This window comes from Nodosilinea sp. FACHB-141, assembly GCF_014696135.1.
GTDB lineage: Bacteria > Cyanobacteriota > Cyanobacteriia > Phormidesmidales > Phormidesmidaceae > Nodosilinea.
On the sequence record NZ_JACJPP010000003.1, the window covers coordinates 103939 to 125660 of the forward strand.

The following is a 21722-nucleotide window of genomic DNA, read 5'->3' on the forward strand; positions in this document are numbered from 1 at the left end:
TCGATGGCTGGCAAGGGACGCCCAACGTCTGGAGACAACTAGCTTAAATCCGGTAGGGTAGCCGGTTCGGGGTATGCTTAATCCTCAAGATTTCCTGTAGTTTATTAAGGGCGGCACGCTGCCCATGACCTTAGCGATCTCCCATGACAGATTCCGACCAAACCGATTTGCAGTCATCCTCCCATCCACCGGGCGTGCGTAAAATTCGCACCCTTATCGAAGGCTTCGATGACATTAGCCACGGGGGCATGCCGGCGGGGCGATCGACCCTGGTAAGCGGCACCTCGGGTACCGGTAAGACGCTGTTCGCAGTGCAGTTTATCTATAACGGCATCACGGAGTTTGACGAGCCGGGGGTGTTTGTCACCTTCGAAGAATCCCCCGAAGACATCATTCAAAACGCCTACAGCTTTGGCTGGGACTTGCAGCGCCTGGTGGACGACGGCAAGCTGTTTATTCTTGACGCCTCCCCCGACCCTGAAGGCCAGGACGTGGTGGGCAACTTTGACCTGTCGGCGCTAATTGAACGTATTCAGTACGCCATCCGTAAATACAAGGCGCGGCGGGTCTCCATCGACTCGGTGACGGCGGTATTTCAGCAGTACGATGCCGCCTCGGTAGTGCGGCGGGAGATCTTTCGCCTGGTGGCTCGCCTAAAGCTGATGGGCGTGACCACAGTGATGACCACCGAGCGCCTCGATGAGTACGGTCCGGTGGCCCGCTTTGGGGTCGAGGAGTTTGTCTCAGACAATGTGGTGATTGTGCGCAACGCCCTAGAGGGGGAGCGCCGTCGCCGCACCATCGAAATTCTCAAGCTGCGGGGCACCACCCACATGAAGGGGGAGTACCCGTTCACGATTACCAACGGCGGCGTCAACATCTTCCCGCTGGGGGCGATGCAGTTAACCCAGCGATCGTCCAATGCTAGGGTGTCGTCGGGGGTGCCGACGTTAGACGAAATGTGCGGCGGCGGCTTCTTCAAAGATTCTATTATTTTGGCCACCGGAGCCACGGGCACGGGCAAGACCCTGCTGGTCAGCAAGTTCTTAGTGGATGGCTGCAAGAGTGGCGAGCGGGCGATCTTGTTTGCCTATGAAGAGTCGCGTGCCCAGCTCTCCCGCAACGCCTACTCCTGGGGGGTCGACTTTGAGGCCATGGAGGAGCAGGGGCTGCTGAAGATCATCTGCGCCTACCCCGAGTCAGCGGGTTTAGAAGACCACCTGCAAATTATCAAGACCGAGATTTCACAGTTCAAGCCGTCGCGCGTGGCGATCGACTCACTATCGGCCCTCGATCGCGGCGTCAGCAACAACTCTTTTCGGCAGTTTGTGATTGGCGTGACGGGCTTTGCCAAGCAGGAGGAGATCACGGGTTTCTTCACCAACACCACTGAGCAGTTTATGGGGCTGCACTCGATTACCGAGTCGCACATTTCCACCATTACCGACACGATTTTGATGCTGCAATACGTGGAGGTGCGAGGCGAACTGTCGCGGGCCATCAACGTGTTTAAGATGCGCGGCTCGTGGCACGACAAGGGCATTCGCGAGTACACGATCAACAACCAGGGGCCAGATATCAAAGACTCCTTCCGCAACCTGGAGCGGATTATCAGCGGTTCGCCCACTCGGATCGCGGTGGATGAGAAGAGTGAGCTATCGCGGATTATTCAAGGGGTTCAGGGAGATTCTGAGCTGTAGGCTACCTTGCCCAGGACATAGGTGGCGGTGACGGCGCGATCGCCCCCCATAATCACTAGCGAAAACAGCAGATCTGCCATTGCCTCCAAGGTTCCAGGAATCCCGGACTGGTTCCGCAGCGCCAGCAATGGCGTAGCTTGAGGGTCGAGCACCACAAAGTCGGCCTCCTTGCCGGGGTCAAAGCTGCCCAGCTTGTCTTCCAGACACAGCGCCCTGGCTCCACCTAGGGTGGCAAGAAACAGCGCCTTGAAGGCTGAGAGCTTTTGCCCCCGTAGCTGGGCCACCTTGTAGGCCTCGTTGGTGGTTTGCAGCATCGAAAAGCTGGTGCCCGCGCCCACGTCGGTGCCCAAGCCTACTTTGACTGGGTGTGTGGGGTTTTTGGCCTGTTCGATGCGAAATAGGCCGCTGCCGAGGAACAGATTGGAGGTCGGGCAGAAAGAAATCGCTGCCTTGGCCTCGGAGAGCCGCTGAAACTCGGCATCGGTGAGCTGCACGCCATGGGCAAACAGCGATCGCTCCCGCACCAGCCCCGTCTGGTCATAGACATCCAAATACCCCTGATACTGGGGAAACATCTCCTGAATCCAGGCCACCTCACTAACATTTTCTGATAAGTGGGTATGCAGGTAGACATCGGGAAATTCATCGAGCAGCTGGGCTGCCAGCTTCAGCTGGGCTTCGCTAGAGGTAGCCGCGAACCGAGGGGTGACGGCGTAGAGTAATCGACCCCGGTTATGCCATTTCTCAATCAGCGCCTTCGACTCTTTGTAGGAGGACTGAGCCGTATCACTAAGGAAGTCAGGGGCGTTGCGATCCATCATCACCTTGCCGCTGATCATGCGCAGATGACGGGCCTCGGCAGCCTCAAAAAATGCATCCACCGAGGCTGGAAACACCGCCGCAAACACTAGGGCCGTAGTGGTGCCATTTCTCAACAGCTCATCAAGAAACAGCTCGGCTACAGAACGAGCGTAGGCGGGGTCGGCAAACTTGCCCTCAGTTGGGAAGGTGTAGCGATTTAGCCACTCCAGCAGCTGCTCGCCGTAGGCGGCCATCATGCCCGTTTGGGGATAGTGAATGTGGGTGTCGATAAAGCCGGGGGTAATCAGCTTGCCGGTGTAGTCGCTGATGGGGATATCGCCTAGGGTGGGAGACACCTCCTCGTAGGAACCTAGGGCCGCAATATGCCCATCCTGCACCACGAGCAGCCCATCGGGGATATAGCGCACAGCCTGGGCTTCAGGTTCGTAAAAGGGATCCGCTATGCAGTCTAACAGCGCTCCACGAATGGCCACCGTCCCGCCGGTGGCTGGTGTTGCCGGTGTTTGCCCCATAGCCTTCTGCACCCGTAATTGTTCCGCAGGCCACTATAGCACCCCAATTTAGAGCGCTAAGCATACGGAGCTACCGCCACTGCTGGCCATTTTGAGCGGCCTAGTGGGCTCCATCCACGAGCTGTTTAAAGCGGGGGTGGTGGCGCACAGTATCGAAATGGGCGTCAATTTGCACCATCACCCGATACATGTAGGGGCTGAGGACAAAGGTGCGATAGAGATTTTTGAGGGTTTGCTCTAGGTCGCCGGCCATGGCGTAGGCACGGGCCTTGCCATACCAAGCGTTGGGGTTGTGGGTCTGGTGACTGAGGGAGATGTCAAAACTCTGAATAGCCTCGCCATAGCGCCCCATTTGAATTAGCACTGTACCCTGCTGGTTCCAAATGTAGTGGGCGTCGGGCTTTTGGCCTAGGGCCTGGTGCAGCGCTTGAAGGGCATCTTCGTAACGGTGCAGGCCGCAGAGAGCGACCCCCTGGTTATAGCGAGCCCGGTGGTCTTGGGGGCTGAGTTTGAGGCTGTGCCCAAAGCTAACGACGGCATCGCGGTAGCGGCGCAGCTGGTTTTGGGCAGTACCAAGGTTGTACCAGGCTTTGTTGTCGCCGGGGCTGAGCTTAACTGCTCGCTCTAAATGGGTGACGGCTTCTTCAAAGTGGCTGAGCCTGGCCAAGGCATGCCCCTTGCCGTGCCAAGCCAAGCCGTAGTCGGGGTTGCAGGCGATCGCTTGGTTAAAGCTTTCGATTGAGGCCTCAAACTGCTTCAGGGCAGCCAGACAAAAGCCGTGCAGAGTCCACACCTCGTAGTCCTTGTCATCAAGGGTGAGCACGGCCTGAAACCGCGACAGAGCCTCACTATGGCGACCGATAGCGTAGAGGGCATCCCCCTGACCTCGGAGGAGCTTTGCACGGGTGAGCTTAGGTAGGGTGGCGTCAGATCCAGCAGACATTCATTCAACAGGCACCGTTTAAGGCGCTGGGTGGTAGACCTATCCCCAAGCTTGCCCATTTCCTGGAGGCGATCGCTAAGGTCAACAGGGTGGCCCCACATCAGCTTTACATCCATCAAGAAACGGTCAATTCAGCGCCGCTTGCAGGGATGCTTTGTATCTTACGCTACTTGTGGCGCACATACTCATACAGGTCGATGTAGGCCTGAGCCGGATGATTCCACGAAAAGTCGTAGGCCATACCCTGCTGAGCAATTTGCTTGAAAATCGCGGGTTCTTGGTTCCAAACGTCAAAGGCGCGGTTCATCGCCGACTCGAGCGCCACAGTGTCATTTTGGAAGAAGACAAAGCCGTTGCGCTCCTCCGGCCCATGCAGGGTGTCATAGTCCCAGTCAAAGACGGTATTCACCAGGCCGCCCACGCCGCGCACAACGGGCACGGTGCCATACCGCAGACCAATCATCTGGGTAAGGCCGCAGGGCTCAAAGTTGCTGGGCACCACAATCATGTCGGCCCCGGCGTAGATCAGGTGGGCCAGCTCCTCATTAAAGCTCAGCTCCAGGTGCACGTCAGGGTTGTCGTTGAGGAAGAGTTTTTCGTGCCAGAACCAGTCGTTAATGCTCTTCTCGGTGGCCGAGCCCAGCAGCACAAACTGCGCCCCCCGCTCTAGGGCGTAGTACATAGCGTGGTGGACGAGATGGACGCCCTTTTGATCGTCTAAACGGCCAATGAAGGCCACCAGGGGTTTGTCGCTCTGGCTCAGCAGTAGGCGATCGCGCAGTTCTTTCTTATTCAACGCCTTGTCTTCAAAAGTCGTCAGCCCGTAGTGATGGGGAATGTAGGCATCGCTCTCCGGATTCCACACCTCCGGGTCAATGCCGTTGAGAATGCCCGAGAACTTGTGCTGATTGGTGTGCAGAGTGTGCCCTAGGCCAAAGCCCTGGTCAGTGTGCTGCGCCTCCCACGCATGGTAAGGCGACACCGTGTTGACGTGATTGGCGTAGGTAATGCCCCCCTTCATAAAGTTGATCGCAAAGGGGTTAAAGTCGTCGCGCAGTCGGTAGGGCTGAAAGTAGTACTCTGGCCGATTGAGGCCCGTCGCCGCCAAAATCTCGTTGCCGCCAAAGCCCTGGTGCTTAAAGTTGTGGATGGTGTACAGCGTGCGCTGAAACTCCATACCGTTGTACTTATAGATCTCAAACAGCATCACCGGAATCAGCCCGGTCTGCCAGTCGTGGCAGTGAATCACATCGGGGCGCTTGTTGCTGCGCAGCAAAAACTCCATCGCCGCCTTGCTAAAGAAGGCAAACCGCATGGGGTCGTCATCGCAGCCGTAGTAGCAGCCCCGGTTAAAGAACATCTCCCACGATTTGGGTTCAATGAAGAAGCACAGCCGCCCATGCACCCAGCCACAGAGCACGTCGCAACGAATGTCGGTACCGTACCAGGGCACGATCAGGTCGTTGTAGGCCTCGTGCAGCCCCCAGATGTGGTCGTACCGCATGCAGTCGTACTTAGGCAGAATGATCTCGACGCAGTGGCCTCGGTTTTCTAGCTCACGGCTGAGGCCGTAAACCACGTCGCCCAGCCCTCCGGCTTTAATAACTGGGGCACATTCCGAAGCAATCTGCACGATATACATAGGGCCTTCCCGTCATAAAACTTCATTTTTAATGCCCCTATTCAATCAGGATGTTGGGGCATAGGCAAGCGTCTGAAGGTAGGGAGTAGGAGAGTGGGCGGGTAGGGAGTGGGGGGTTAAGGGAGTAGGGGAGTGGGCGAGTGGGCAAGTAGGGGAGGAACGTGAAAATCGCCCTTAAACCCGCTGGCAGGCTTCGCCATCACCCCCTTACCCCATGCCCCCCTTACTCCATTACCTCGTCACCCCCCTTCCCCTTCCGACTGCATCTGCTGTAAAGCCTGCCAGCGGGTTTCTAATTCCTCGCGTTCGTGCTTTAGGCTGCGCTCTAGCTCTTGAATTTCGTCGCGGCGAGCCGCGGTTTCGAGGGCACGGCGATCGACTTCCTGACTTTTAAGGGTTAGCGACTGCCGCCATCGCTCTGCCCGCTCAATTTCTTGCTCTAGGGCTTCAGGGGTGACCCCATAGGCTAGATAGTGTTCGACTAAGCCCAGCACCCAGGGGGTGGCGTCTTGCACCGCTACGATCTGATTCAGGTTGTCGAGGTCTACCAGCACCAGATTTCCTTCCTGAAAGGCGAGGAGGCGGGTAGTTTCAACAATCCGTTCTGAGGGCAGTAACGTCCAGGTCGATTCAGAGGTCTGTTCGGCCAGCAGCAGAAGTTCTGCACCGCCCAGGAATGCTTTTTTTTGAACCTTCGCCAGGTATTGCATTAGCTGTTGACTCTATTACCCCTATGGCACGAGTATACCCGGTGAACTCTTGATTTCAGAGCAGTGTCGTGGCAGAGCTCATCAAGCGATCGCCAGCTCTAACCGTGAGAATACGGACATATACCCTCCTGGGTGCACAACTCCTGATGAAGAAACTAGGTTATCCCGCCGATGCCGCCCCTTTGGCCGCTCAGTAAAATCGAGGTACTATACAAAGCGTTATAGTTTTCGGGGGTAACACTCAAGTTGTGTTATACATTCCCCCGAATAGCCACGGTTCGACCAATCAGAGTGCGTTACCATGTCAAACCTTGAGCAGACCATCGAACGAATGTTTGCAGCCCGTCGCCTAACCCGAAACGACCAACAGCAACTGATGGCCATGTTTTCTCAGCGCGATCTAAGCCCCAATGATGCCGCCTTGATCAATCGGGTTTATGAAGCGCTTAGCCAGGGGAGACTGCGGGTCGTCGACTAACTTTTTAGTGTTTGGGGCGTTGGCGATATGTGAGTTAGATGACTCAGATATCACCAACGCTAGCCAACCTGCAACCAGCACTGATGCACCGCCACTGACACACTGGCACTTTCATCAAAGCCTTAGCAATTTTGCCTTAGCCTCCTCAGGAAGCCAACCATTGGGCCTCAGGCCGCCTCAGTCCTATAAAAAGGATTTTTCTGGGGCTATAGGATTACCAGACGGTGCCGCCGCTGTCTGATAGATCGAGATTGGGCCAGGGCCAGATTCGGGGTAAGATCTCCACGACGTTAACTACTGTAAAGTCATGTCAGACACGCCGGATGCTTCCCCTGAGAAGCCCAAGAAAAAGATTATTACCGTAGGAGTTAAAGAAGACGGCGGCGGTGGCGAGGAGCGCCCTAGGGGTCAAGGTAAGCGCTCGGGCGGCGGCGGTAGAGGTCGCGATCGCGACGATCGCGATCGCAAGCCCTCGGTCCCTCCCGCTCTCATGCGTGGCCCCAAACCCAAGCCTAAGGTTGAGGCTGTCGAGGAGCCTGAAGCAGCGCCGGAAGAAACGGCAGCAGATGACGTTGAAGCAGACACCGTTGCCGCTGCTGAAGGTGACGCTGCTGAAACTACGGCAGATAGCCCCGCTGATGCTGAGCCCGACACCGAAGTGTCGCCAGCCTAGTTGGCGACAAGGGATGACTTGCAGACCTCGGTAGTTTAGTCTGCCGGGGTTTCTGCTAACTCTAAAAACTGGCTATCGACGAGAAAAGACCCTTTGTCGAATTTAATGCCCCAGTAGCCACCGGGGCGACGGTTGAGAATTACCCCTTCGGCCCCCAGAGGAATTGTATCGGCGGGCCGCAGCATGGGCATGGGGTCGGCGGTTTTGAAATAGGGGGGCAGGGCGGCGAGGCGGACGCGATCGCCGACGGCAAATTCAGATGTCATAGCCACCTCTGGGTCAACATGGGATTAAATGCCTCAAACCTAGGGCTGGAGAGCTCTGGACTAGGCTAAGTTCTAGCAGTTGTGATACCTGGAGTGTAGTCTACTCTACCGATGATACAGAGGCGCGATCGAGGGCTTTGGGCTGATGGCCGGGGTTTCACTGGCCCCTAGTGTCACCAAGGCCGCTTTTTGAGCTTCGGTGAGGCCAGTTACCCCAGCGATCGCCATGCCCTCGTAGGGGCGAGGCACCCGCAGCGTTTCTTCGTGGCAGTAGATAAAGCCGTTGGGGGTCGGTAGTTTCTGCCAAATCTGGATAGTTTCGTCTTGGCTACAGCTAATTAGGCGATCGCCGTCGGCGCTAAAGGTAACGTATCGCACCCATTTTTCGTGACCGCAAAGGGTTTGATGGCATTGGCGAGTGCGCAGGTTCCACAGCCTGATGATGGTATCGCCGCCGCAGCTGGCCAGCCACTGGCCATCGGGGCTAAAGGCCACGGCTAGTACTAGGCTGGGATGGGTGCCGATGACGGTGCGGTGACCCAGCTTTAAATCCCATAGCATGACATAGCCATTAGAGCCGCCGCTGGAGAGGAACCGGCCATCCGGGCTGAAGGCCAGTCCCCGCACCCAGCTGCCCTCGCAGGGCAAGGTTTGCAGGCAGGTTTGGGATTCAAGATCCCACAGGCGCACGGTTTGATCTTGGCTGCCGCTGGCCAGGCGGCGACCATCGGGGCTAATGGCCAATGTCCAAACGCCGCTGGTGTGGCCGTTGAAGGTACCTTCGCAGGTGTGGCTGGTGAGATTCCACAGGCGCAGGGTGCCATCTAGACTGCCGCTGACTAGGCGATCGCCCTGGGGGCAAAAGGCCAAGGCCCAAACCTCATGGCTATGGTCAGTCCAGGTGGCGCGGCAATTACCAGTTTCGCTATCCCAGAGGCGCACGGTACGATCTTCTCCACTGCTGACAATCCAGCGGCCGTCGGGGCTGACCGCTACGGCAAAGACCCAGCCATCGTGCCCCATAAACCTTCGGGGAGCAGCCGGGGTAGTTAGCGGCCACAGGCGCACCTGGCGATCTTGGCCACCGCTGACCAGACAGTCACCCTGGGGATGCAGCGCTACCGACCACACGCCGCTGTTATGGCCGCGCAGCACCCGCAGGGGCTGGTGGTTCTGGCTATCCCACAGGCGCACGGATTGATCTTCGCTGGCGCTGGCTAGGATGTAGCCGTTCTCTTTGGCAGATGTTTCCCCCACGGGGCTAAAGGCGACGTTTGAGATCCAGCTGCTGTGGCCCTTAACCGCCCATTTGATTTGCCCGGTCTGCCAGTTCCACAGGCGCAGGATCTGGTCATCACCGCCGCTGGCTAGGGTGCGCCCGTCGGGGCTGAAGGCCACTGAACGCGCCGCTTGGAGGGAACTTGGCGATCGCCCCTTGGGCTCGGTCTGGCACCATCGCACCGGCGCTTGGGTGCCAACATCCCAAATGCCGATGTGGCCGTTGTGGTGACCGCTGGCTAAGGTTTGTCCGTCAGGGCTAAAGGCGATCGACCACACGGGTGACCCAGTTGCCACAACGGTGCTGTCGCCGCTGGCCAAGTCCCACAGGCGCAGAGTGCCGTCATAGCTGCCGCTCACCAGGAGTTCAGAGCGATTCTGAAACGGAATGCTTCGCGCTTTGCTCAGGTTCAAACCACCTCGCAGGTAGCCCTGGGGGGAAAACGCCACCGATCGCACTTCGTCAGTATGGCCCACCAAACTGTGAACTAAGGTCTGAGTACGCACATTCCACACGCGGATCTGGTGATCTTCGCAGCCGCTGACCAGAAAGCGCCCGTCGGAACTAAAAGCGAGGGAAAAAACCCGGCTGGAGGAGTCTTTGAGCTGGCCATAGCGATCGCCGGTTTTGAGATCCCACAGGTCGATGGTGCCGTTGGCGCTGCTGGCCAGGGTTTGGTTGTTGGGGCTAAAGGCCACCGCCCAGCACCAGCCGTCTTGGGCGTGCAGGGTGAGCATCGGCTGGGCATCGCTGACCCGCCACAGGTGAATTTCGTAGCTGACATCGCTGGCCGCCAACAGCTGACCATCGGGGCTAAAGGCAATGGCTAGCACCTGGCTAAAGGTGTCTTTAAACACCGAGCGCGACAGGTCGGCCTGAGCAAAGTTGGCGTTGTGCAGGGTGCTGTCTTGTAGATAGGCCTGCCAGATCGTCTGCTCAGAAAAATCCCAGCCTTCCAGGGAAACGCCGGCTTGCTGGAGCAGATTGATCAGGTTGCCACAGGCGTAGCTCTGCAAACTCTGCCCGCGCCAGGTGTCAAGGTGATGGCGCAGGCGCTGGGCCAAACTGTCAGGTCGCAGCCGCAGCCGTTCCAATACGGGTTGCAGAATCAGCCGAGTTTGGCTGTCGCGAATGTAGTCTTTAGCCTGGGCCAAAACTAGGGCGTGGGTGTGCATCGGGCCGGGGTCAATTGTCGGGGGAGCCAGAATGGCTTGGCTGACTTGCTCCACCAGCCAGTCGGTCATATATTCCATCACCACGGGCTGGAGGGTGAAGCGCGTGCTACGAGAATTAGCCCGCGGGGTGTCGCGCTCGATTAGCGATCGCCGCTCCAGGCTGGTGAGGGCTTCGATTAGCTCGCCCAGAGCCAGGGGCGCCGCCAGGGAAGCGCGCACCTGCGCTAGGGTGACGGGCTCGCGGTGAATGGCGAGCCAGGCCATCACCTGCTGCTCGACAGATGTAAGGCGATCGAGCTGGTGGGTCAGCAGATTGCGAATGTCGCCGAATACCGAGTCTCCCTGGGCTAAAATCTGCACAAACGGCCCTAGCTGTCCGTCAAAAAAGTCTTGCACCACAGCGGCTACCATCTTGAGGGCCAGGGGGTTGCCGGCGTAGTGATTGACCAGGTGCTGCCAGTCGGCAGAGCTACCGGTAAATTGGCCCCGCGCCTGGAAGATGGACTGGCCGACTCGGGGCGGCAAGCCCCCCAAACGCAGGGAGCGAATCGGTAGGGTAGCTCCTTCCTGCTGAGCGATTTCTTTGATTTTTTCGCGGCTGGTGAGCACGACGGTGCTCTGGTGATCGACATTGCCCAGGCTGTAGAACAGCTGAGCGTAGTTTTCGTACCCTGGCTGGTAGGTGCCGGTACGATCGCGCGGCTGCAAAATCGTTTCGCCGTTGTCGAGCACGATCAAACTGCGGTGCTGGCGCAGCTGATCGAGCAGCGATCGCAGCAGACCGTCAAACTCAGCGGCGACGTTGGTTCCGGGTGCCAGCACCCCCAGCAGATCTTTGAGCAGGTCGTTGACCAGGGGGGCATGGCGCAGCGATCGCCAGATCACCACCTCAAAGCGGTCTTGCACCTGCTGGGCTAGCTTCACCGCCAGGGTGGTTTTGCCGATACCCCCCATACCAAACAGCCCCACCAGCCGACAGCCATCGGCAACCACCCAGTCTTGCAGCTGGGCCAGCTCGTCGGTGCGTCCATAGAACAACGTGGCGGTGGCGGCGTCGCCCCAGTCGCGACGCCGCCGAAAAGGGGCGACACTGGGGCTGATTGCCGATAGGTCGGGGGCTTTGACCGTCAGGGCTTTGAGCTGGCGGGCTAGAACCGCCCGCAGATTGCGCTTAGTGACTTTTTCTCCCAGGTGTGAGGAGAGACACTGCCATAGGTCAGACCCCATCTGTTTGATGTAGCCCACCTCGTAGCCCAGGGCCAGGGCCGTGTCTTGGTAGGTGCGATCGCCCCATGCCTGCTGAAACAACGTCGTCTGCAGTGGACTGAGCGCCACCCCCTGCGCAACGAGAACCCGCTCAACCAGTCCTAACGCATCGTCATCGGTCATGGTGGTGTATCCAGCGTTACCTACTGCTCTAAAACTGAAGCGGTATGGGGCTTAAGGGAGTTCTCTGAGGCTGATCCTAGCCAAGCCCTACCCCCAACTTTGTACCTTGGGTAACATTTCGCTCGCTGGACCGGGTTTTGCCCGATCAGAAACGTACTTTTGGCGCACTTTCCTCGCACCTCCCCGCCCGCCCGGCATTGGTAGTCTCTCCTTAACATTCAGCGCTTCAACCGGACTACCTTTCACCCTCACTAAGGAGAATCCCCCATGCGGAAACCCATGTTTCAGGTGACCCGTCGCCAGGCGATCCGGGGATTGCTGGCTACCGGCGCCTTTGGCCTCACGGTAAAGCTCAGCGGCTGCAGCAACTCCCCCACGGCGGCAGGGGGCAGCGACACCCTCACTGCGGGGTTCATCTACGTCGGTCCCAAGGATGACTATGGCTACAACCAGGCCCACGCCGAAGGGCGCGCTAGCCTAGACGGCCTCGACGGAGTCAAAACCTCCGAAGAAGCTAGCGTGCCCGAAACCAACGCGGTGCAGGAAAGCATTCGCAGCATGATTGACCTGGACGGGGCCACGGCGATTTTTGCCACCTCCTTTGGCTACTTTGACCCCCACGTGCTGGCCCTGGCCAAAGACTTTCCCGAGGTGCAGTTTTTCCACTGCGGCGGCCTGTACCAAGAGAGCGTGCACCCCAACAATGTCGGCAGCTACTTTGGCTACATCGACGAAGCCCAGTACGTGGCGGGCGTTGTCGCCGCCCACACCTCAACCAGCAAACGGCTGGGGTTCATCGGCGCCAAGCCCATTCCTCAGGTGCTGCGCAACGTTAACAGCTTTACCCTAGGAGCTCGCAGCATCGACCCCAGCGCCACGACCCAAGTGATTTTTACCGGCGACTGGGCCGACCCGGTGCGCGAGGCCGAGGCCGCCAACAGCATGGCTGACCAGGGTATTGACGTGCTCACCTGCCACGTTGACAGTCCCAAGGTGGTGATCGAAACCGCCGAGCGGCGCGGCATTTTTGCCACGGGCTACCACGCCAACCAGGCCGAACTGGCCCCCCAGGGGTACCTCACCGGGGCCGAGTGGGACTGGTCGACAGTGTACAAGAACTACGTCAGCCTGCTGCAAGAGGGCAAAACCCTGATGAACGGCGGCATTCCCCACCTGGTGCGGGGCGGCTTTAAGGACGGCTTTTTGAAGCTGTCACCCTTTGGCCCAGCGGTGAGCGCCTCGGCCCAACAGGCGGCAGAGGCCGCCCAGGCCCAGCTGATCTCCGGGGAACTGGTGATTTACAAAGGCGAAATCAAAGACAACCAGGGCAAGACCGTGGTCGCTGGTGGCAAAGAATTGGGGCAGACGGCGATCGAGCTGGAGCAGATGAACTGGCTGGCGGAAAGGGTGATGGGGAGTGTGGGGTAGGGGAGTAGGTAGGCAGGTGGATGGGTAGAGGGTGGATGGGTGGATGGTCGTAGGGTGGGTATTGCCCACCGTTCATCTATGGCTCTTATCAATCGGCAATGGCCACCATGCACCTGAAGCCCTTACCCTCTAGCCCTTGTGTAGTTGCGCTACTCAATCTACGTGTCCCATCGTCTCTAGAATTTTTTGACCGTAACGTTTCTCTGACGACGTTATTGAGCATCCAGTGAACTAAGGAGCATGACGATGAGCGATCGCTGGCGGAGTCTTCTCGAAAAAATCTGCATTCCGACTGGGGCGCTGCTGGCGGCCCTGGTGATATTTGGTCTGTTTTGTAGCCTGGCGGGGGCGAACCCGTTTGGGGTGTATTACTCGATCTATCGCGCCGCTTTCGGCAGCTGGAGTTCGTTTCAGAACACGCTGATTCAGGCGTCGCCGCTGATGTTGAGTGCCCTCTGTACCGCTTTGCCGGCGAGGCTAGGGCTGGTGATTATTGGTAATGAAGGGGCGTTAGTGCTGGGGGGGCTAGCCGCCGTGGCCGGGGGGCTCACCTTAGGGGGCTGGGGTTTGCCCACCCCTGGGGTGCAGCTGGGCATGGCCCTGGCCGGTATGGCGGCGGGCGGCATCTGGATTGCCATTGTCGGGGCGCTGCGGCACTACCGGGCAGTGAATGAGACCATTAGCAGCTTGCTGATGAACTACATCGCGATCGCGCTGCTCAACCACATGGTCAACGGCCCCATGAAGGACCCCAGCTCCCTTAACAAGCCCTCTAGCTATCCCCTGCCCGAAATTCACATGCTGGGCAATCTCCCCGGTAGCCGGGTGCACTATGGCCTGGTGCTGGGTTTGGTAGCCTGCGGCCTAGCCTACTTCTTGATTCAGCGGACGACCTTTGGCTTTGCGGCGCGCACCGCTGGGGGCAATGTGCGGGCGGCGCGGGTGGCGGGGTTGCCCGTGGGCAAGCTCACCCTGGCGATCTGCTTTTTGGGCGGGGCCTGCGCAGGCCTGGCGGGGATGGTTGAGGTGGCGGCAGTTCACGGACGGGCCAACGAATCGCTGAACGCGAACTACGGCTACGGCGGCGTGCTGGTGGCGTTTATTGCCCGCCACAACCCGATCGCGGCCAGCTTAGTGGCCCTGCTCCTAGGCGGCATTCTCGCCAGCGGCGGCATTCTCCAGCGCAGCCACGGCCTGCCCGACGCCACGGTGATGGTGTTCCAGGGCATTGTGTTTCTCACGGTGCTCTACAGCGACTCGCTCTACGGGCGGCTGCCAATCTTTAAGGAGCGCCCCCCCAAGGTACGGCCCACGCCCCCGGTGGTGACGGCGAGCCCGGTTTAGGTCGGTCAGGGAGATAAACCCACCGTAGGGGCTTAGCAGTGCTAAGCCCCTACCGAGAACGTCACGTTTTTAGTGCAATCACACCCACGGAGAGTTAGAACCATGGCCAGTGAAGCTTTGGGTTGGTGGGGCGTACCCCTCGCCATCATTGCCGGAACCCTGCGGGGGAGCGCCCCCTTTCTGTTTGTCAGTCTGGGGGAATGTCTGACCGAAAAAAGCGGCAAGATCAACCTCGGCCTCGAAGGCACCCTGCTGCTGGGGGCGATGAGTGCCTACGCCGTGTCGTACCTGACCGGGTCGCCCTGGCTGGGGGTGATTGTGGCCGGTGTTGCGGGCATGTTTTTGGGGCTAATTCACGGCTGGCTGGCCCAGCAGCCGCGGGTGAATGACGTGGCGGTGGGCATCGCCATGATTATCTTTGGCAGCGGCCTGGCGTTCTTTTTGGGCAAGCCGTTTATTCAGCCTTCGGCCCCCCAGTTACCGGTAATTTTTCTGGGGGCCTGGAGTCAGATGCCCCAGGTGCAGTCGGCATTGCAGATTAGCCCGCTGTTTTTGGTGGGGGTGGCGATCGCCCCGCTGATGCAGTGGTTCTTTCGCTCGAGCCGCTGGGGGCTGCTGGTGCGCGCCGTGGGCGACAGCCCCGACGCCGCCAAAGCGATGGGGATTTCGATCTTCAAGGTGCGCATGGCCAGCATTGTGGCAGGCAGCTTTTTGGCCGGTATTGGCGGCGCATCCCTATCGCTGTTTTACCCCGGCAGCTGGTCAGAGCGGATCTCGAGCGGTCAGGGCTTGATGGCCGTGGCCCTGGTGATTTTTGCCCGCTGGAACCCGGTGCAGTGCCTCTACGCGTCGCTGCTGTTTGGCGGTGCCCAGGCGATCGGCCCGGCCCTGCAATCGGTGGGCATTGACGCCTACTACTACTTGTTCAACGCTTCGCCATACATTCTGACCCTGCTGATTATGGTGATTACCTGTTCGCCCAAGCGCACGTTAACCGGCGCACCGGGAGCATTGGGACAAGCTCAGGAGTAACAGTTTGCCACCGTCTTTTAATGCATTTTGTAGGAATGTTTCGCTCTGTGGGTTGGGTTAAAACGCAGTGCAACTCAACAGCGGTAGATGCGTTGAGAGCCGCTTTGCTCTAACCACCCACAGGACGCCATTAGCTATTCGACTGGAGAGAACCCATGGGAATTTTCGTTGAAGCCGAGCCGTATCCATACCCCTACAACGGGGATCTGCGACCCGAAAATACAGCGCTGATTGTGATCGATATGCAGACCGATTTTTGCGGCATCGGCGGCTATGTGGACAAGATGGGCTACGACCTGTCGCTCACCCGTGCTCCCATTCAACCGATCGCCAGGCTGCTAGAGGTGCTGCGCGATCGCAACTTCACCATCATCCACACCCGCGAGGGCCATCGCCCCGATCTGTCAGACCTGCCGGAAAACAAACAGTGGCGATCGCGCCAAATTGGTGCAGGTATTGGCGACCCTGGTCCCTGCGGGCGCATTTTGGTGCGCGGCGAACCCGGCTGGGAACTCATTCCCGAGCTGCAACCCCTGCCCGGCGAAGTGGTAATCGACAAACCCGGCAAAGGCTCCTTCTACGCCACCGATCTAGATTTAATTCTCACCCGCAAAGGCATTCGCAACATTATTCTGGCCGGCATCACCACCGACGTGTGCGTCCACACCACCATGCGCGACGCCAACGATCGCGGCTACGAGTGCCTGCTGCTGTCTGACTGCACGGGTGCCACCGACTACGGCAACCACCTGGCCGCGCTGAAGATGGTCAAAATGCAGGGTGGCGTGTTTGGTGCTGTAGCCCATTCCGAAGCCCTGATCGAAGCGTTAGCCCAATCCGAGATGAGTTTTGGGGAAATGGCGGGCAGTGCTCACTCTACAGTTGTTTCACAAGCACACCCTACTTTCTCCTAAATCTCCCCATCACTCCCTACCCCCTACTCCCTGCTCCCCTATGAAAACCGCGATTGCTGCACCGCAGATCAAAACCGCGCCCCCCGAGCTAGAGGTAATTAACCTCACCAAACGCTTTGGCAGCTTCACTGCCCTCGATCAAGTCTCAATCAAAGTCACCCCCGGCAGCTTTCACGCCCTGCTGGGCGAAAACGGAGCGGGCAAAAGCACCCTGGTGAAATGCATCATGGGCTTTTACACCCCCACATCGGGGGAGGTACTGGTCGATCGGCAATCTCGGGCGATCGATAGCCCCAAGGATGCTCACCACTTTGGCCTGGGCATGGTCTACCAGCACTTCACCTCGGTGCCCGCCATGACCGTGGCCGAAAACCTAGTGCTCTCGCGCTACGACAGCCCCCAGTGGATCAACTGGAAGGCCGAGTACGATCGCCTCGACGCCTTTATGGCCACCTCCCCCTTTCAGATCGATCTGCGTACCCCCATCTCTCAGCTAGCGGCGGGCCAAAAGCAAAAGCTCGAAATTCTCAAGCAGCTCTATCTCAATAGCCGAGTGCTGATTCTCGACGAGCCCACCTCGGTGCTCACCCCCGACGAAGCCGACGAGGTGCTCGGTCTGCTGCGGGAAGAAGTCACCGCGGGTCACCTCAGCGTGCTGATGATCTCCCACAAGTTTCGCGAGGTGATGGCCTTTACCGACGAAGTGACGGTGCTGCGTAAGGGGAAGCTGGCGGGCCACGGCTACGTGCGTGATTTGACCGTCGATGACATGGCCCACATGATGTTGGGCGAAAAGACCGAAGCCACCCCGGTCGAAAAGGTGGCGATCGCCGACCCGCGGCCCGTTCTAGAGCTCAAAGACCTGTGCGCCGATCGCGACAACGGTCTGCCCGCCGTGTGCAGCGCTAATCTAATTGTCAACAGTGGCGAAATTGTCGGCATTGCGGGCGTCTCGGGCAACGGTCAGCGCGAGCTGGTGGAGGTGCTGGCGGGCCAGCGCCCCCGCCACAGCGGCGATATTCTTGTCAACGGCGAGCCCTATCAGTCGACCCGTAAAGAAATGGCTCGTCACCAGGTCTACACTCTGCCCGAAGAACCGCTGCGCAACGCCTGTGTGCCCCACATGAGCGTGGCCGAAAACATGGCTCTGCGCACCTTCGATTGCCCGCCCCAGGCCCGGCGCGGCTGGCTGCTCAGCCTCAGCAACATTCGGCGCATGGCCGAGGGCCTAGTCAAGGTATTCTCAGTCAAAACCCCGTCGGTGGATACGCCAGTAGGTCACCTCTCCGGCGGCAACGTGCAGCGCACCGTGCTGGCCCGTGAGCTGTCGTCAACCAACATCAACCTGCTGATTGCCGCCAACCCCTGCTTTGGCCTCGATTTCTCTGCGGTCGACTATATTCACAGCCAGATACTGGCCGCCCGCAATCGTGGCGTGGCGGTGCTGCTGGTGAGCGAAGACTTGGATGAGTTGCTGAAGCTGAGCGATCGCATCTTTGTGATCAGCGGCGGCGAGCTGGTTTACGAAAGCCCCACCGCTGCTGCCGATATCAAAACCCTGGGCCATAAAATGGCTGGGCACTAGTGGATGGGTGGATGGGTAGGGGGTGGATGAGTGAATGAGTGGGAGAGTTAGTATGCAATCGATTGTTTTGCCTGACCTAAAGGCTATGGCGGCTGACCCAGAACTGGATTGGGAGCCGTTTCGGTCTGGAGTCGAGATCCATCGGCTCTACCCCGCCGAACCTGGCGGGGCTGCCGCTGCGCTGCTGCGCTACCAGCCTGGAGCATCGGTTCCCTACCATCGTCATACCGGGTTTGAGCACGTTTTGGTGCTGTCAGGCTCCCAAACCGATGACAACGGCACCTATGGGGCGGGCACCCTAGTAGTCAATCCACCCGGCACCTGCCACACCGTCAGCAGCCCCGAGGGCTGCATCGTCCTCGCCATCTGGGCCAAACCCATTGAGATCGAACCCTAAGGCAGACACGCTCTACCCCTACCCGCCCTACCCTACCCATCCACCCACCATGCCCCTACCCGCCCTACCCTACCCCTACCCCCTACCCCCTACCGGCCTCGCGCTGCTCATTATCGACATGCAGCGCGATTTCATTGAGCCCGGTGGTTTTGGCGATGCCTTGGGCAACGATGTCAGCCTGCTGCGATCGATTATTCCCAATGTGCAGGCGTTGCAGCAGGCGTTTCGGCGCTACCACCTGCCGATTTTTCAGACTGTGGAGGGGCACCTGCCGGATCTCTCGGACTGTCCGCCGTCGAAGCGCGATCGCGGCAATGGATCGCTCAAAATCGGCGATCGCGGCCCTATGGGACGAATTTTGGTGTTGGGCGAACCGGGCAACGGCATCATCCCCGAACTCGCGCCCTTACCCAACGAGGTAGTTATCTCTAAACCCGGCAAGGGAGCCTTCTACGCCACTGAGCTAGAGGCTCACCTCAAAGCCCAGGGCATTACCCACCTGATAATTACCGGCGTCACCACTGAAGTTTGCGTGCAGACTACCATGCGCGAGGCCAACGATCGCGGCTACGAATGTCTGCTGATCGAAGATGCTACCGAGAGCTACTTCCCCGCATTTAAGCAGTCCACCCTCGAAATGGTGCGTGCCCAAGATGGCATCATCGGCTGGACGGGGCACACCGAGACGCTGCTCAACGCCCTAGCGGCTCAGTATGAAACTTCGGTAATGGCCTAGGGGTGGAGCAGGTGTGAGTCCAATTGCACTGTTGGGGAGTTTTGGGAGCGATCGCTGTCTCTTGAACCCCTTTAGTTGTCCTGTGCGACCTTGTCACTCTGTCAAATCGAGGGTTTTCGGGTTATCCCTTCTGGCAGACTACATCACTTGCTTTTAATCGTTAAGGTCTGTAACGAAAGCGTTGTTAGCCTAACCTTTTCAAAACTTCAGTTCAGCTTGAACTTAGGTTTTGGCGGGAAAGCACAGTGCAGAACCTTACACAGGAAGTCCCCATGACTAACTCAACTCTAGACGCAATCAAAGAGCCTCTAAAGCAGTTTGAAGCCTTCGATGCTGACACCCAGCTAGCGCTGCTGTGGTACGGCTATTTGGACATTAAAGATCAGCTCAATCCTAACCCCGACAGCAAAGTAGAAGGAATGGGCCAAACCCTCTACGACCACATAGTCGTTCTGTCCAAAGAGGACCAGCTTCAGGCTCAGCGTGATATCGCCAACCGGGCTGACACCGACATCAGCAAACAGTATGGTGCCCTCAGCCCCTCGTCGAAGCTAGAGACCTGGCTGCTACTGGCCCAAGGTATGGAGTCGGGCGAGATTATTAATGTCCCCAGCGACTACTCTTTGCCTGAGCACACTCAGGAATTTGTTGACCAAATCAAAGCCTTGGACTTCGAGCAGCGGATTACCTTTACCCGCGACGCAGTCACCGGTATGGGCGCGTAAAAAGTCACTCTCGGGTAGCAACAGATGCCCTCAGTAGGCACTGGCTAATAAACCCTTTGGGGCTAGTTATTGCTGGTCTAATAATCACCAATAGCTGAGATGCTTATAGCCGGATTAAATAGGTGGTGACCAAGCCACAACTGGCTTTGCGGGGTTCCACTATTAGCCGACCTACACGTTTAAATTTGACAGAACAATAAATCTTAGGAGTTAGCCCGCTAGTGGCTGGCTCCTTTTTTTGTTGAGCAGTTTAGTTATTTGGGTAAAAAGTTGCTAGACGATGTTCTAGAGTTAGACGCTAAGGATCGCCTATTTGTTAGGCTCAAATTTGACGAGATGCTTGACCGGTGCCCCTACCGAGCATCTTATTTTGAATAGGGTTTAAGTAAGATTCAGCATCACCCATCGATTCGATCATTTTGACAGGGAGCAAGTGGTGAATAATCAGAATTTTCTATTGATTCCCTAGTAGCTACGCTCTCCCATTATTTTCAAGAAGGTTTCGAACAGTTCGAAAAACAACCGTTCTGTCCATAGGCAGAACAGCAAAGATTTTAACGAAACCATTGACAGGAGGGGATTCGGCACGATACACCATGGGGGCGTAGGGCAATAATAGTTGACAGCATGCAAAGTTTGTTTAAGTTTCGGCAATATCTGCATCAGAAGAGGTGGACATGAATGCCAACTTGATCGTGTCTAACATTCTGAATCCTCCAGTGCTATTTTTCTTTTTGGGAATGATAGCTGTTTTAGTTAAATCTGATTTAGAAATTCCGCCACCAATTCCAAAGCTGTTTTCTCTGTATTTGCTGTTGGCGATCGGGTTTAAAGGTGGCGTTGAGCTAACTAAGAGTGGCATCAACCAGCAGGTGGTGCTGACGATTTTGGCGGCGATCGTGATGGCCTGCGTCGTACCGCTATACACGTTTTTTATCCTGCGACTGAAGCTCGACACCTACGACTCAGCGGCGATCGCCGCCACCTACGGCTCGATCAGCGCCGTTACGTTCATTACGGCCAGCGCCTTTCTCACCGAGTTGGGCATGCCCTTCGACGGATTTATGGTGGCCGCCCTAGCCCTGATGGAATCCCCAGCCATCATTGTCGGGCTGATTTTGGTGAACTTCTTCGCCAGGGACGAAAAACGAGAATTTGTTTGGTCTGAGGTCCTGCGGGATGCCTTTCTTAACAGCTCGGTCTTTTTGTTAGTCGGTAGCTTAATCATTGGTATGCTCACCGGAGAACATGGTTGGGAAGTCTTGTCGCCCTTTACCCAACAGATGTTCTACGGGGTGCTGACCTTTTTTTTGCTTGACATGGGTCTAGTCGCAGCCCGACGCATTAAAGACTTGCAAAAAACCGGCTTTTTCCTAATTTCCTTTGCCATACTGATCCCAATACTGAATGCAGGCGTTGGATTGCTAATCGCCAGGGCGATCGATATGTCCCAAGGTAATGCCCTCCTATTTGCTGTGCTGTGTGCCAGCGCATCCTATATTGCGGTTCCAGCAGCCATGCGGCTAACGGTACCCGAGGCCAACCCAAGCCTGTACGTTTCTACGGCTTTAGCGGTCACGTTTCCGTTCAACATTATTGTTGGCATTCCGCTTTATCTGTACGGCATTAACCTGTTGTGGAGCTAAGCCATGCACCTTGTTAAAAAAATCGAGATTATTGCCAATTCCTTTGAGTTACCCAAGATTTTAGACAGCCTCAAAAAATCAGGTGTTCACGGTCACGCGGTGATTCGCAATGTTGAAGGTGAGGGGCTGCGGGGCGGCAGCGAAGACCTCGATATGACTATGGACGACAACGTCTACATCGTTGCGTTTTGCATGCCTGACGAAATTAAAACCGTGGCCGAGAACGTGCGGCCGCTGCTGAACAAGTTTGGGGGCACCTGTTACATCTCCGATGTGATGGAAATTCGCTCTGTGAAATGTGTGGCGTCGCTGTAGGGAATTGAGTT

General features: G+C 57.6%; 19 protein-coding genes. 13 read left to right on the forward strand and 6 right to left on the reverse strand.

Annotated features, from left to right (window positions below):
• Positions 1-143 precede the first annotated feature (143 nt).
• Positions 144-1700, forward strand: coding sequence for a circadian clock protein KaiC (gene kaiC, locus H6F59_RS01180; protein ID WP_190694474.1), 1557 nt, complete (start codon positions 144-146; stop codon positions 1698-1700).
• On the opposite strand, the gene guaD is transcribed toward kaiC, so the two are convergent.
• From guaD to H6F59_RS01200, 4 genes are all read right to left on the reverse strand, one after another.
• Positions 1679-3034, reverse strand: a complete 1356-nt coding sequence (guaD, locus tag H6F59_RS01185) for a guanine deaminase (protein WP_190694476.1) — start codon at positions 3032-3034, stop codon at positions 1679-1681. The genes kaiC and guaD overlap by 22 nt on opposite strands.
• A 100-nt stretch (positions 3035-3134) precedes the next feature.
• The gene (locus tag H6F59_RS01190; protein WP_190694477.1) at positions 3135-3977 is read right to left on the reverse strand and encodes a tetratricopeptide repeat protein; all 843 of its coding nucleotides are present in this window, start codon (positions 3975-3977) and stop codon (positions 3135-3137) included.
• A gap of 166 nt (positions 3978-4143) precedes the next feature.
• Complete coding sequence (gene glgA, locus H6F59_RS01195) at positions 4144-5619, reverse strand: glycogen synthase GlgA (RefSeq protein ID WP_190694478.1); 1476 nt, start codon at positions 5617-5619, stop codon at positions 4144-4146.
• Positions 5620-5858: 239 nt separating this feature from the next.
• Positions 5859-6329 (reverse strand): hypothetical protein, encoded by a 471-nt coding sequence (locus H6F59_RS01200; RefSeq protein ID WP_190694479.1) that lies wholly within the window; start codon positions 6327-6329, stop codon positions 5859-5861.
• A 301-nt stretch (positions 6330-6630) separates the two neighbouring features.
• Between H6F59_RS01200 and H6F59_RS01205 the strand changes: the two genes are divergently transcribed.
• Positions 6631-6807, forward strand: coding sequence for a hypothetical protein (locus tag H6F59_RS01205; RefSeq protein ID WP_190524118.1), 177 nt, complete (start codon positions 6631-6633; stop codon positions 6805-6807).
• A 307-nt stretch (positions 6808-7114) separates the two neighbouring features.
• Positions 7115-7480: a hypothetical protein gene (locus tag H6F59_RS01210; protein WP_199325501.1), complete on the forward strand. Its 366-nt coding sequence runs from the start codon at positions 7115-7117 to the stop codon at positions 7478-7480.
• A 35-nt stretch (positions 7481-7515) separates the two neighbouring features.
• Here the strand turns inward: H6F59_RS01210 and sipA are convergent, their stop codons facing one another.
• Entirely contained in the window at positions 7516-7746 is a 231-nt protein-coding gene (gene sipA, locus H6F59_RS01215; protein WP_073609289.1) for a regulatory protein SipA, read from the reverse strand.
• A 105-nt stretch (positions 7747-7851) separates the two neighbouring features.
• Positions 7852-11589 (reverse strand): NB-ARC domain-containing protein, encoded by a 3738-nt coding sequence (locus tag H6F59_RS01220; protein WP_190694480.1) that lies wholly within the window; start codon positions 11587-11589, stop codon positions 7852-7854.
• 267 nt (positions 11590-11856) lie between these two features.
• Between H6F59_RS01220 and H6F59_RS01225 the strand changes: the two genes are divergently transcribed.
• From H6F59_RS01225 to H6F59_RS01270, 10 genes are all read left to right on the forward strand, one after another.
• Positions 11857-13017, forward strand: a complete 1161-nt coding sequence (locus tag H6F59_RS01225) for a BMP family ABC transporter substrate-binding protein (protein WP_190694481.1) — start codon at positions 11857-11859, stop codon at positions 13015-13017.
• A 246-nt stretch (positions 13018-13263) separates the two neighbouring features.
• Positions 13264-14361 (forward strand): ABC transporter permease, encoded by a 1098-nt coding sequence (locus tag H6F59_RS01230; protein WP_190694483.1) that lies wholly within the window; start codon positions 13264-13266, stop codon positions 14359-14361.
• A 102-nt stretch (positions 14362-14463) separates the two neighbouring features.
• Positions 14464-15393 carry an ABC transporter permease gene (locus H6F59_RS01235; protein WP_190694484.1) on the forward strand — a complete coding sequence of 310 codons (930 nt, stop codon included), beginning with the start codon at positions 14464-14466 and terminating at the stop codon, positions 15391-15393.
• Between the two features lie 155 nt (positions 15394-15548).
• Entirely contained in the window at positions 15549-16307 is a 759-nt protein-coding gene (locus H6F59_RS01240) for a cysteine hydrolase family protein (protein ID WP_190694487.1), read from the forward strand.
• Positions 16308-16347: 40 nt separating this feature from the next.
• Positions 16348-17892 (forward strand): ABC transporter ATP-binding protein, encoded by a 1545-nt coding sequence (locus H6F59_RS01245; RefSeq protein WP_190694489.1) that lies wholly within the window; start codon positions 16348-16350, stop codon positions 17890-17892.
• A gap of 52 nt (positions 17893-17944) precedes the next feature.
• Positions 17945-18289: a cupin domain-containing protein gene (locus H6F59_RS01250; protein ID WP_190694492.1), complete on the forward strand. Its 345-nt coding sequence runs from the start codon at positions 17945-17947 to the stop codon at positions 18287-18289.
• Positions 18290-18338: 49 nt separating this feature from the next.
• Positions 18339-19025: a cysteine hydrolase family protein gene (locus H6F59_RS01255; protein ID WP_190694493.1), complete on the forward strand. Its 687-nt coding sequence runs from the start codon at positions 18339-18341 to the stop codon at positions 19023-19025.
• 272 nt (positions 19026-19297) lie between these two features.
• Positions 19298-19750, forward strand: coding sequence for an orange carotenoid protein N-terminal domain-containing protein (locus H6F59_RS01260; RefSeq protein ID WP_190694494.1), 453 nt, complete (start codon positions 19298-19300; stop codon positions 19748-19750).
• A gap of 677 nt (positions 19751-20427) precedes the next feature.
• Entirely contained in the window at positions 20428-21396 is a 969-nt protein-coding gene (locus H6F59_RS01265; RefSeq protein ID WP_190694495.1) for a sodium-dependent bicarbonate transport family permease, read from the forward strand.
• Positions 21397-21399: 3 nt separating this feature from the next.
• Positions 21400-21711: a P-II family nitrogen regulator gene (locus H6F59_RS01270; RefSeq protein ID WP_190524085.1), complete on the forward strand. Its 312-nt coding sequence runs from the start codon at positions 21400-21402 to the stop codon at positions 21709-21711.
• The last annotated feature ends 11 nt before the right edge of the window (positions 21712-21722 follow it).

Excerpts from the sequence above, each read along its gene's own strand:
- H6F59_RS01190 (WP_190694477.1), bottom strand. The coding sequence starts at position 3,977 with ATGTCTGCTGGATCTGACGCCACCCTACCTAAGCTCACCCGTGCAAAG.
- H6F59_RS01250 (WP_190694492.1), top strand. The coding sequence starts at position 17,945 with ATGCAATCGATTGTTTTGCCTGACCTAAAGGCTATGGCGGCTGACCCA.
- H6F59_RS01245 (WP_190694489.1), top strand. The coding sequence starts at position 16,348 with ATGAAAACCGCGATTGCTGCACCGCAGATCAAAACCGCGCCCCCCGAG.
- kaiC (WP_190694474.1), top strand. The coding sequence starts at position 144 with ATGACAGATTCCGACCAAACCGATTTGCAGTCATCCTCCCATCCACCG.
- H6F59_RS01225 (WP_190694481.1), top strand. The coding sequence starts at position 11,857 with ATGCGGAAACCCATGTTTCAGGTGACCCGTCGCCAGGCGATCCGGGGA.
- H6F59_RS01240 (WP_190694487.1), top strand. The coding sequence starts at position 15,549 with ATGGGAATTTTCGTTGAAGCCGAGCCGTATCCATACCCCTACAACGGG.
- glgA (WP_190694478.1), bottom strand. The coding sequence starts at position 5,619 with ATGTATATCGTGCAGATTGCTTCGGAATGTGCCCCAGTTATTAAAGCC.
- H6F59_RS01220 (WP_190694480.1), bottom strand. The coding sequence starts at position 11,589 with ATGACCGATGACGATGCGTTAGGACTGGTTGAGCGGGTTCTCGTTGCG.
- H6F59_RS01255 (WP_190694493.1), top strand. The coding sequence starts at position 18,339 with ATGCCCCTACCCGCCCTACCCTACCCCTACCCCCTACCCCCTACCGGC.
- H6F59_RS01210 (WP_199325501.1), top strand. The coding sequence starts at position 7,115 with ATGTCAGACACGCCGGATGCTTCCCCTGAGAAGCCCAAGAAAAAGATT.
- H6F59_RS01230 (WP_190694483.1), top strand. The coding sequence starts at position 13,264 with ATGAGCGATCGCTGGCGGAGTCTTCTCGAAAAAATCTGCATTCCGACT.
- H6F59_RS01265 (WP_190694495.1), top strand. The coding sequence starts at position 20,428 with ATGAATGCCAACTTGATCGTGTCTAACATTCTGAATCCTCCAGTGCTA.
- H6F59_RS01235 (WP_190694484.1), top strand. The coding sequence starts at position 14,464 with ATGGCCAGTGAAGCTTTGGGTTGGTGGGGCGTACCCCTCGCCATCATT.
- guaD (WP_190694476.1), bottom strand. The coding sequence starts at position 3,034 with ATGGGGCAAACACCGGCAACACCAGCCACCGGCGGGACGGTGGCCATT.
- H6F59_RS01205 (WP_190524118.1), top strand. The coding sequence starts at position 6,631 with ATGTCAAACCTTGAGCAGACCATCGAACGAATGTTTGCAGCCCGTCGC.
- H6F59_RS01270 (WP_190524085.1), top strand. The coding sequence starts at position 21,400 with ATGCACCTTGTTAAAAAAATCGAGATTATTGCCAATTCCTTTGAGTTA.
- H6F59_RS01260 (WP_190694494.1), top strand. The coding sequence starts at position 19,298 with ATGACTAACTCAACTCTAGACGCAATCAAAGAGCCTCTAAAGCAGTTT.
- sipA (WP_073609289.1), bottom strand. The coding sequence starts at position 7,746 with ATGACATCTGAATTTGCCGTCGGCGATCGCGTCCGCCTCGCCGCCCTG.
- H6F59_RS01200 (WP_190694479.1), bottom strand. The coding sequence starts at position 6,329 with ATGCAATACCTGGCGAAGGTTCAAAAAAAAGCATTCCTGGGCGGTGCA.